Below are 10386 nucleotides of genomic sequence, written 5' to 3'. Positions count from 1 at the left end.
AGGAACCGATTCGTGCCGGTTCTCGCCAACCGCAGCTCGGCCATGCATCGCTGTGCGCCCCTGTCACTTGGCGCGGGGCAGCGGCTTGTGCCGTTGCCATGACGCGCTCTGCGCAGGTGTTTGCCGCAACTTCGGCGCATATGTGCGGATTAGCGCCGCTTTCGATCAATCTCGATCCGGAGAGCCGTACATCCCGGGCGCTAAGACTATCCAGACGCAGTCGAGTTCGCCCCGGCAATCCTATTCGTCTTCCGAGTGGCCGGGCCTCATTCCCACTCGATCGTGCCGGGTGGCTTGGACGTGTAGTCATACGTCACCCGGTTGATGCCCTTTACTTCGTTGATGATGCGCGTCGCCACCCGCGGCAGGAACCCACCGGGGAACTCAAAGGCCTGCGCCGTCATCCCGTCCGTGGAGGTCACCGCGCGCAGCGCAAGCACGCTGTCATAGGTGCGTCCATCGCCCATCACGCCGACCGACCGCACGGGGAGCAGCACCGCGAACGCCTGCCAGATGGCATCATACAGGCCGGCGTTCCGGATTTCCTCGAGGTAGATCGCGTCCGCCTTGCGCAGGATGTCGCAGCGTTCCCGCGTCACCTCGCCGGGGATCCGGATCGCAAGGCCGGGCCCGGGGAACGGATGCCGGCCGACGAAGATGTCGGGGAGCCCCAATTCGCGCCCGAGCTCGCGCACCTCATCCTTGAACAACTCGCGTAGCGGCTCGACGAGCTTCATGTTCATCCGCTCGGGAAGGCCGCCCACATTGTGGTGGCTCTTGATCGTCACCGACGGACCACCTGTGAAACTCACGCTCTCGATGACGTCCGGGTAGAGCGTGCCCTGCGCGAGGAACTCGGCTCCGCCCACCTTGTTCGCCTCGCTCTCGAAGACCTCGATAAACGTCTTGCCGATGAACTTGCGCTTCGCTTCAGGATCAGTGATCCCCGCGAGACCGCTCAGGAAAAGCGTTTCCGCGTTCACGTGCACCAGCGGGATATTGTAGTGACCGCGGAAGAGGCTGACGACCTGCTCCGCCTCACCGCTGCGCATCAGCCCGTGATCCACGAAAACGCAAGTCAACTGTTCGCCGATCGCCTCGTGGATAAGCACGGCCGCAACGGCTGAGTCGACACCACCGGACAGGCCGCAAATGACCCGTTTGTCGCCGACTTGCGCACGGATCTCCGCGATCTTGGTCTCGCGGAACTCGGCCATGGTCCAATCGCCGGTGAGGCCACAGACGTGGCGCGCGAAGTTCTTGATAAGCTTGGCCCCATCGGGCGTGTGCACTACCTCAGGGTGGAACTGCATGCCGTAGTAGCGGCGGGTTTCGTCCGCCGTGATCGCGAACGGCGCGCCGGCGGAGGAAGCTACCGGTGCGAAGCCGGGCGCAAGTTCCGCGACGTGATCGCCGTGGCTCATCCATACCTGGTGTCGCTCGCCTTCCTGCCAGAGACCGTCAAACAGGCCGCAGGATGCATCCACCTGAACAAAGGCTTCCCCAAACTCGCCAGAATAGCCCTTTTCAACCCGCCCGCCAAGCTGGGCGTTCATCACCTGCTGCCCATAGCAGATGCCAAGTAGCGGCACGCCGCTGTCGAACACAGCTTGCGGAGCGTGGGGACTCCCCTCGTCAACCACGGAGGCCGGACCGCCGGAGAGGATCACGCCCCTTGGTTTCATTCGCTCGAATGCGTCCGCCGCAGACTGAAACGGCGCGATCTCGCTGTACACACCAGCTTCGCGTACCCGGCGGGCGATGAGCTGCGTAAGCTGGCTGCCGAAATCGATGATGAGGATGCTGTCAGGGTGTTCCATGGCGGGCCTGTAGCCGCGCGAAGCGCCCGGCGGAAGAGGGCGAGGTTCGTCGGATAGCAGGAACGTTTCGCATGAGAGCCCGTTGGAAAGACTCCCCCCAACAAGGAGATCGAGATGAAGCGCGGCTGTTTGTTGTGGTTGGTCGGTGTTCCGCCTTCCTGGTGCTGATCCTCTACTTCCTGTTTTTCCGCTAGGTTTAACATATGAAAAAGGGCCGCCCCGTTCCCGGCGCGGCCCTTCTTTTCGACTAACGGTCTAAGCGAGCCTTACGCTGCCTGATCGAAGTCCTCGTCCGACATTACCGGACCCGAGTCCTGACCCTTGGCAGAGACGTCACGATCGACGAACTCGATGATCGCCATCGGCGACGCATCCGACGCACGAATGCCGGCCTTGATGACGCGGGTGTAACCGCCGTTGCGATCGGCGTAGCGCGGCGCCAGCACCTCGAACAGCTTCACCAGCTGCGCATCGTCAAGCAACCGAGCATGGGCAAGACGACGATTCGACAGACCGCCCTTCTTGCCCAGCGTGATCAGCTTCTCGATATACGGGCGAAGCTCCTTCGCCTTGGCGAGCGTGGTGGTGATCTGCTCGTGCTTGATCAGCGCGGCCGACATGTTGCGGAACAGCGCGGCGCGATGTGCCGAGGTACGCTGAAGCTTACGACCGCCTACACGGTGACGCATGGTATGTCCTTCTCTCGTTCGTCAGGGGGCCGTTTCACGGAACCCCGGGACAGGTGGGACGCCAGGGCCACCCAATGTACGTCACCCCGGCGCAAAGCCGGAGCCCCTGAAGCTTTCTGGCCATCGGTCCGGATCGGCATTGTCGACCCGCCGACCAGGCCGGCCTGTCTCCGGCGCAGCCACGCTGCGCCGGTGCAGGCTCAGCCCATGATTTCCTGCTCGAGCTTCTTGGCCATCTCTTCGATGTTCTCAGGCGGCCAGCCCGGGATTTCCATGCCGAGACGCAGGCCCATCGACGACAACACTTCCTTGATCTCGTTCAAGGACTTGCGGCCGAAGTTCGGCGTGCGAAGCATTTCCGCCTCCGTCTTGCCGACGAGATCACCGATATAGATGATATTATCGTTCTTGAGGCAGTTCGCCGAACGTACCGAAAGCTCCAGTTCGTCGACCTTCTTGAGCAGGTAACGATTGATCTGCTGCGTGTCGCTCGCCGGCTCAGCACCCGCGGCAGGAGCTGCCACACCGACCGGCGCAGCGCGCGTGACGGCCGAGTCGTCGAAGTGGACGAAGAGCGCCAGCTGATCCTGGAGGATGCGGCCAGCATAGCCCAACGCGTCTTCCGGCGTTACCGTGCCATCGGTTTCGAGGGTCAGCGTCAGCTTGTCGTAGTCGAGATCCTGGCCAACGCGGGTGGGATCGACCTTGTAGCTGACCTGGCGTACGGGCGAATACAGCGCATCGACCGGGATAAGGCCGATCGGCGCATCCGCCGGACGGTTCACCGTCGCCGGGACGTAGCCCTTGCCGGTGTCTGCGGTCAGTTCCATGTTGAACGTTGCGCCGTCATCGAGATGGCAGATGACGAGCTCAGGGTTCATCACCTCGATGTCGCCCGATACGGCGATGTCGCCGGCCTTCACTTCGGCCGGGCCAGTGGCCGACAGCTGCAGGCGCTTCGGGCCTTCGCCCTGCATCTTCAGCGCGATCTGCTTCACGTTCAGAACGATGTCGGTCACGTCCTCGCGCACGCCGGCGAGGCTCGAGAATTCATGCAGCACGTTTTCGATCTTGATCGACGTCACGGCTGCGCCCTGGAGGCTCGACAGCAGCACACGACGCAGCGCGTTGCCAAGCGTCAAGCCAAAGCCACGCTCCAGCGGCTCGGCAACGAATGTCGCCTTCCGTTTGCCATCACCGCCCTTTTTCTCGAGCGCGTTGGGCTTTTTAAGTTCCTGCCAGTTCTTTGCGTTGACGGACAAGGCTCGTGTCCCCTGATGTTGGGCCAGTCGTGGGGCGCGACCGGCCGAGAAATAAAAGGGCGCCCCGACTCGTCAGCCGGGGGCCAGAAGTCATCAGACGCGGCGGCGCTTCGACGGACGCACACCATTGTGCGGGATCGAGGTCACGTCGCGGATCGAGGTGATCTGAAAGCCAACCGCCTGCAGCGCGCGAAGCGCCGACTCGCGGCCCGAACCCGGGCCCTTCACCTCAACCTCAAGGGTGCGAACGCCATGCTCGGCGGCCTTCTTGCCAGCATCTTCTGCGGCAACCTGGGCTGCGTAAGGGGTCGACTTACGCGAACCCTTGAAGCCCATCATGCCAGCCGACGACCAGCTGATGGCGTTGCCCTGCGCGTCGGTGATGGTGATCATGGTGTTGTTGAAGCTGGCGTTGACGTGCGCCACGCCGGCCGTGATGTTCTTGCGTTCGCGACGGCGAATACGCTGTGGTGCCTGTGCCATTCGGTAATCCTGACCTTTGTTTCAAGCGGAGGTCGGGAGGCTAGCTGCCTGCAACCGACCCTCGACCGAAGAAGAAGCGAAAAGCTTACTTCTTCTTGCCTGCGATCGGCTTCGCCTTGCCCTTACGGGTGCGCGCATTGGTGTGCGTACGCTGACCGCGGACCGGCAGGCCCTTGCGGTGACGCAGACCACGATAGCAGGCGAGGTCCATCAGGCGCTTGATGTTCATCGCGGTTTCGCGACGCAGGTCGCCTTCCACGGTGTAGCCGGCGTCGATCGCTTCACGGATCTGCAGGACTTCCTGATCGGTCAAGTCCTGAACGCGACGCTCTGGCGCGATGGAGAGCTTATCGGTGATTTCCTTGGCCTTAGCAGGGCCAATGCCGTGGATGTACTGCAGCGCGATAAGGACGCGCTTGTTGGTCGGGATGTTAACACCCGCGATACGTGCCATGAAACTTTTCTCCTCGTGCTCCACGAGGTGCGGCATGGTTCACGCACCCCATCTCCTCGCATGACTTCCACCACGCAGGAAAGCGGCAAGCGCGCCACGCGCTGCCGGTAACCGGATGGTCGAAGACGTCGCCCCTATCGATTCGTCTAAACCGTGTCAACAAGACTGACCGCGGGGCGGACGTTCGACGTCAGTCCGAACGCCGGAAAGACGCTTCGCCCATCTTTGCACGATCACCATGCCAACGCTGGTTAGAGGCGGCGCACGCCGGCTACCCGTCCGCAGAGATCAGACTCGCGGTTTAAACGTCAACGCCGGTCGAGGATCGCCTCGATCGTGCGGGTCACGTCAGCGATGTCCGCCATTCCGTCCACGCGCCGGACCAGCCCGCGCGCCTCGTAGATCGGCAGGATCGGCGCGGTCTTCGCGCGATACTCCGCCATGCGCGTGCGAACCGTGCCCTCATTGTCATCGGGGCGGCGCTTGAACTCATGGGAGCCGCATACATCACAGGTGTCCGCCACCTGCGGCTGCTTGAACCGATCGTGATAACCCGCGCCGCAATTCGTGCAGGTAAACCGGCCAACAATACGCTCCACCAGGGCGTCTTCGTCGACCGACAACTCGATCACATGGTCAAGGGTGCGTGAGCGCTCCTGAAGCAAGAGATCGAGCGCCTGCGCCTGCGCCTCGGTTCGCGGATAACCGTCGAAGATCGCGCCCTGCCCATCGACCAGGCGATCAAGGTTCTCGCCAATCAGAGCCGAGACGATCGCGTCAGACACGAGTTCGCCCGCGTCCATCACCGCCTTCGCTTGAAGGCCGACCGGAGTTCCGGCCTTCACGGCAGCGCGCAACATGTCACCCGTCGACAACTGCACCATGCCGCGCTCGGCCACGAGCCGCTCCGATTGCGTGCCCTTGCCAGCCCCCGGCGGCCCCAGAAGAATGATGTTCACGCGCAACGCCTCCCCTGTTTACTTTGCCGAAGCGCCTCAGCGCATCCGACCGCCCTTCAGCTTCGCCTTCTTGATCAGATCGCCATATTGGTGCGCCAACAGGTGGGACTGGATCTGAGTCACGGTATCCATCGTCACGTTAACGACGATGAGCAAGCTCGTGCCCCCGAGATAGAAGGGGATCGACAGCGCCGACACGAGATACTCCGGCAGCAGGCAGATCACCGCCAGATACGCGGCACCGATGACGGTGATCCGGGTCAGCACGTAATCGAAATACTGCTCCGTGTTCTTGCCCGGCCGAATGCCCGGGATGAACCCACCATAGCGCTTCAGATTTTCCGCCGTCTCCTCCGGGTTGAAAACAACCGCCGTGTAGAAGAACGAGAAGAAGATGATGCCGGCGCCGTAGAGCAGCATGTACAGCGGGCTGCCGTGCTGCAGATACTGGTTGAGCGTGATGATCGCATCACCCCACCAGCTGTCACCGGAGACCGCCGTGCCGGCGAACTGCGTGATCGTCAGCGGCAACAGCAGCAGCGACGAGGCAAAAATCGGGGGGATAACACCGGCGGTGTTGATCTTCAGCGGCAAATGGCTGCGATCGGCCTGAACGCCGCGCGCGGTCTGGCGCTTCGGGTACTGGATCAGGATGCGGCGCTGGGCGCGCTCCATGAAGCAGATGAAGAGCACAAGGCCGACCACCGCCAGGATTATCGCAATCACAACGGCCGGGCTCACCGATCCGGTACGGCCGCCTTCGAGAAGGTTCACCAGGGTCGTCGGCAAATGCGCAACGATTCCGGCCATGATGATGAGCGAAATACCGTTACCGATGCCGCGGCTGGTGATCTGCTCACCGATCCACATCAGGAACATCGTGCCACCGATCAGCGATACAACTGCAGCGACCCGGAAGAGCATGCCCGGCTCAACCACGGCACCGCCCGCCTCAAGACCGGTGGCGATAACATAACCCTGGATAGCCGTGAGCAGAACCGTGCCGTAGCGGGTGTACTGGTTGAGCTTCTTGCGCCCGCTCTCGCCTTCCTTCTTGATGGTGGCGAGCTGCGGCGACAGCGACGTCGCGAGCTGAACCACGATCGAGGCGGTGATGTACGGCATCACGCCCAGGGCGATCAGCGAGGCACGCTCGAGCGCGCCGCCCGAAAACGTATTGAAGAAATCCAGCACGCCGCCCTTGGTCTGCTGCGCGAGTGCGGCAAGACCTGTCGGGTCGATGCCCGGCAGCGGAACGTAGCTAAGCAGCCGGAAGACGATCAGCGCGCCGATCGTGAACCAAAGCCTCTTCTTGAGATCAGTGGCCTTCGCGAATTTCGCGAGGCTGATGTTTTGCGCCATCTGGTCGGCTGCGGATGCCATAATAGCCTTGGGCCTTGGTCTGAAACAGAAACGGCGGAGGAGGGCCTGATGACCCCGCCCCGCCGCCCATATAGTCGCGCTCGGAGGCTTGTCTAACCCACCGAACATTTTCCGCTCCGGCAAAGGCCGAAGCCGAACCGCGAGCGGCTGGCGCTTGCCCCCGGATCAACCGAGGGCAGCTGCGCTCACTTGCTTGCTGCGGCCTTCTTGGCGAGGCGCACTTCGCGAGTCTTGCCCTTCTTGGCAGCGGCCTTCTCGCCAGCTGGAACAACCTCGATTACCGAGACGGAGCCGCCCGCCTTCTCGATCGCTTCGCGCGCGCCAGCGGAAACGCCAGCAACGGTGAAGTTCAGCTTCGCCGTCAGTTCGCCCTTGCCGAGGACACGAACACCGTCCTTGCCGCCGCGCGCCAGCCCGGCCGCCTTGAGCGCCGCATGGTCGACGTCCGTCGCCGTCAGCTTGCCCGAGTCGACCGCCTTCTGGATCGCGATCAGGTTCACCTCGGCATAATCCTTGGCGAAGATGTTGTTGAAGCCACGCTTCGGCAGACGCATGTGAAGCGGCATCTGGCCGCCTTCGAAGCCCGCGATGGACACGCCCTCACGGCTCTTCTGACCCTTCTGGCCGCGACCACCGGTCTTGCCCTTGCCCGAGCCGATGCCGCGACCGACGCGGATCTTGCGATGACGGGCGCCTTCATTGTCCCGCAGTTCGTTCAGTTTCATGTGTGCACTCGCTTTCGCTGTTTTCGCGCTGGATAAAGGAAGGGGGGCCGATAGCCCCCCTCCCGCAATTTGTCACTAGTCAGGTAAGGACGATCAGTCCTGAACCTCGACCATGTGCTGCACCTTACGGATCATGCCGCGGATCTCAGGAGAATCCTGAAGCTCCGACACGCGGTGCATCTTGTTGAGGCCGAGACCGATCAGCGTTGCGCGCTGATCCTTGGTACGGCGGATCGGCGAACCGATCTGCTTGACCTTGATGGTTGCCATGTCCGCTTACTCCGTGACGGCCGCGGCTTCGGCAGCAGCCATCTGCGCATCCGCGCCATGGCCGCGACCGAGCAGGTCGGCGATCTTCTTGCCGCGCCGCTGCGCAACAGACTTCGGCGAAGTCTGCGTGCCCAGCGCCTCAAAGGTGGCGCGGATCATGTTGTACGGGTTGGACGTGCCGATCGACTTCGTCACCACGTCGGCAACGCCGAGCGATTCGAAGATGGCGCGCATCGGACCACCTGCGATGATGCCAGTGCCCTGCGGCGCCGAACGAACCGTCACGCGGCCGGCACCGAAGTGGCCGTTGCCGTCGTGGTGGAGCGTACGCCCTTCCTTCAGCGGAACGCGGACCATCGCCTTCTTGGCAGCAGCCGTTGCCTTGGAGATCGCCTCCGGCACTTCGCGTGCCTTGCCGTGACCAAAGCCAACCCGGCCCTTGCCATCGCCGACGACGACCAGCGCCGCGAAGCCGAAGCGCTTACCGCCCTTTACCGTCTTGGAGACGCGGTTGATGTGCACGAGCTTCTCGATCAGCTCTTCGCCACCCTCGTCACGGTTGCGGTCGTCACGACGGCCACGGCCGCCATCACGTCCACCACGACCGCCACGATCGCCGCCACCGCCACGACCACCACGGCCGCCACGGCCACGTGGAGCCTCAGCAGCACCGGCATTCGCCTCAGGGGCAGGCGCCGACTGGACCTCGGTGTTGTTCTCGTCAGCCATGTCTTAGAACTCCAGTCCGGCTTCACGCGCGGCTTCCGCCAGCGCCTTCACTCGGCCGTGAAAGAGGAAGCCGCCGCGATCGAACACGACCTGCGTGACGCCAGCAGCCTTGGCCGCCTCGGCGATGCGCTTGCCAACGGCAGAAGCAGCATCGACGTTCGACGTCGCAGCACCCTCGTGGCCCTGGAGCGTCGAGGCTGCAGCGACCGTGCGGCCCTGCGCGTCGTCGATCACCTGAGCATAGATGTGCTTGCCCGACCGGTGAACGGACAACCGCGGACGACCACCGCTGCGCGCACGAAGCGCCGTACGGTTGCGGCGACGCCGCTTTTCGAAAAGGGAAAGGCCCTTGGTCACTTCTTCTTTCCTTCCTTACGGAAGATGAACTCGCCGTCGTACTTGATGCCCTTGCCCTTGTACGGCTCGGGCTTGCGCCAGCGGCGGATCTCGGCGGCCAGCTGGCCAACCTTCTGCTTGTCGGCGCCCGAAATCTCGACCGTAGTCTGATCCGGGGTCTTCACCTCCAGGCCTTCGGGCACGTCGATGTCGACATCATGGCTGTAGCCAAGCTGGAGCTTGAGCTTGCGACCCTGCGCCGAAGCACGATAACCGACGCCGGTGATCAGCAGCTTCTTGGTGAAGCCATCGGTCACGCCCGTTACCAGGTTCTGCACCATGGTACGCTGCATGCCCCAGAAAGCGCGCGCCTGCTTGGAGTCGTTCGCCGGCTGCACCGAGATGCCACCGTCCTCGACCGTGTACTTGATCTCGTCGCGCAGCGCGAGGCCGAGGGTGCCCTTGGGCCCCTTCACCGTCATCTGCTTGCCTTCGATCGTGGCAGTCACACCGGCCGGAACCGGAACCGCCTTTTTACCGATGCGGCTCATCAGAACACCTCCGCCAGCACTTCGCCGCCGACGTTCTGCTCACGCGCTTCCGCATCGGAAAGCACGCCGCGTGGCGTCGAGACGATGGTGATGCCAAGGCCGTTCATCACGCGCGGCAGGTCTTGCGACCCGCTGTAGATGCGGCGGCCAGGCTTCGAGACGCGGGCGACATGCTTGATCGCCGGCTGGCCCTCGAAATACTTGAGCTCGATCCGGACGCCCTTCACGGGGCCCAGATCTTCCTCGCTATAACCACGGATGTAGCCTTCGCGCTGAAGCACGTCGAGCACACGGGTCCGCAGCTTGGAAGCCGGCGACACGACGCTGTCCTTGCGTGCGCGCTGGCCGTTGCGGATGCGGGTGAGCAGGTCACCCAGGGGATCGGTCACTGCCATCTTGGTGTCCTTACCAGCTCGACTTCGTCAGACCGGGGATCAGGCCCTTGTTGGCCAGATCGCGCAGCATCACGCGGGCAAGACGGAACTTGCGATAGTAAGCGCGCGGCCGGCCGGTGATCTCGCACCGATTGCGGACGCGGGTCGGGTTCGAATTGCGCGGAAGTTCGGCCATCTTGAGGCGCGCGATGAGACGCTCGGTCTCGTCGAGCGACGTGTCGTTCGCCGTAGCCTTCAGCTTCGCCCACTTCGGGGCATATTGCTTTACGAGCTTCTTGCGACGCTCGTTCTTGTTCACGGAACTCAGTTTCGCCATGGACTTAAGCTCTC

The 10386-nt window shown here is 63.1% G+C and carries 14 protein-coding genes; all 14 read right to left on the bottom strand.

Annotated elements, in window-relative coordinates; genetic code table 11:
* Positions 1-266: 266 nt before the first annotated feature.
* The 14 genes from guaA to rpsN all read right to left on the bottom strand — a co-directional run bounded on the left by guaA (position 267) and on the right by rpsN (position 10372).
* Entirely contained in the window at positions 267-1820 is a 1554-nt protein-coding gene (gene guaA / locus SPMU_RS02355) for a glutamine-hydrolyzing GMP synthase (RefSeq protein WP_088331561.1), read from the bottom strand.
* Positions 1821-2086: 266 nt separating this feature from the next.
* A complete protein-coding gene (gene rplQ, locus SPMU_RS02350) occupies positions 2087-2509 on the bottom strand; it encodes a 50S ribosomal protein L17 (RefSeq protein ID WP_088331559.1) in 423 nt (140 codons plus the stop codon).
* Positions 2510-2709: 200 nt separating this feature from the next.
* Entirely contained in the window at positions 2710-3771 is a 1062-nt protein-coding gene (locus tag SPMU_RS02345) for a DNA-directed RNA polymerase subunit alpha (protein ID WP_088331550.1), read from the bottom strand.
* A gap of 93 nt (positions 3772-3864) precedes the next feature.
* Positions 3865-4254, bottom strand: a complete 390-nt coding sequence (gene rpsK, locus SPMU_RS02340; protein WP_019516037.1) for a 30S ribosomal protein S11 — start codon at positions 4252-4254, stop codon at positions 3865-3867.
* Positions 4255-4339: 85 nt separating this feature from the next.
* A complete protein-coding gene (gene rpsM, locus SPMU_RS02335) occupies positions 4340-4708 on the bottom strand; it encodes a 30S ribosomal protein S13 (protein WP_088333107.1) in 369 nt (122 codons plus the stop codon).
* Between the two features lie 308 nt (positions 4709-5016).
* Positions 5017-5667, bottom strand: a complete 651-nt coding sequence (locus SPMU_RS02330) for an adenylate kinase (protein WP_088333106.1) — start codon at positions 5665-5667, stop codon at positions 5017-5019.
* A 36-nt stretch (positions 5668-5703) separates the two neighbouring features.
* Entirely contained in the window at positions 5704-7050 is a 1347-nt protein-coding gene (secY, locus tag SPMU_RS02325) for a preprotein translocase subunit SecY (protein WP_088331548.1), read from the bottom strand.
* Between the two features lie 185 nt (positions 7051-7235).
* Positions 7236-7775, bottom strand: coding sequence for a 50S ribosomal protein L15 (gene rplO, locus SPMU_RS02320; protein WP_088331546.1), 540 nt, complete (start codon positions 7773-7775; stop codon positions 7236-7238).
* 93 nt (positions 7776-7868) lie between these two features.
* Positions 7869-8045, bottom strand: coding sequence for a 50S ribosomal protein L30 (gene rpmD, locus SPMU_RS02315; RefSeq protein ID WP_088331544.1), 177 nt, complete (start codon positions 8043-8045; stop codon positions 7869-7871).
* Between the two features lie 6 nt (positions 8046-8051).
* On the bottom strand, positions 8052-8774 hold the full coding sequence (gene rpsE / locus SPMU_RS02310; protein WP_088331542.1) for a 30S ribosomal protein S5: 723 nt from the start codon (positions 8772-8774) through the stop codon (positions 8052-8054).
* Positions 8775-8777: 3 nt separating this feature from the next.
* A complete protein-coding gene (gene rplR, locus SPMU_RS02305) occupies positions 8778-9131 on the bottom strand; it encodes a 50S ribosomal protein L18 (RefSeq protein ID WP_088331540.1) in 354 nt (117 codons plus the stop codon).
* The gene (gene rplF, locus SPMU_RS02300) at positions 9128-9661 is read right to left on the bottom strand and encodes a 50S ribosomal protein L6 (protein ID WP_088331538.1); all 534 of its coding nucleotides are present in this window, start codon (positions 9659-9661) and stop codon (positions 9128-9130) included. The genes rplR and rplF overlap by 4 nt, the downstream gene beginning before the upstream one ends.
* Positions 9661-10056: a 30S ribosomal protein S8 gene (gene rpsH, locus SPMU_RS02295; RefSeq protein WP_066776755.1), complete on the bottom strand. Its 396-nt coding sequence runs from the start codon at positions 10054-10056 to the stop codon at positions 9661-9663. The genes rplF and rpsH overlap by 1 nt, the downstream gene beginning before the upstream one ends.
* A gap of 10 nt (positions 10057-10066) precedes the next feature.
* Positions 10067-10372, bottom strand: coding sequence for a 30S ribosomal protein S14 (rpsN, locus tag SPMU_RS02290; RefSeq protein ID WP_088331536.1), 306 nt, complete (start codon positions 10370-10372; stop codon positions 10067-10069).
* Positions 10373-10386: the final 14 nt, after the last annotated feature.

The organism is Sphingomonas mucosissima (genome assembly GCF_002197665.1).
Lineage (GTDB): Bacteria > Pseudomonadota > Alphaproteobacteria > Sphingomonadales > Sphingomonadaceae > Sphingomonas > Sphingomonas mucosissima.
Note: the sequence above shows the minus strand (reverse complement) of the source record. Positions and strands in the feature narration are given on the sequence as shown.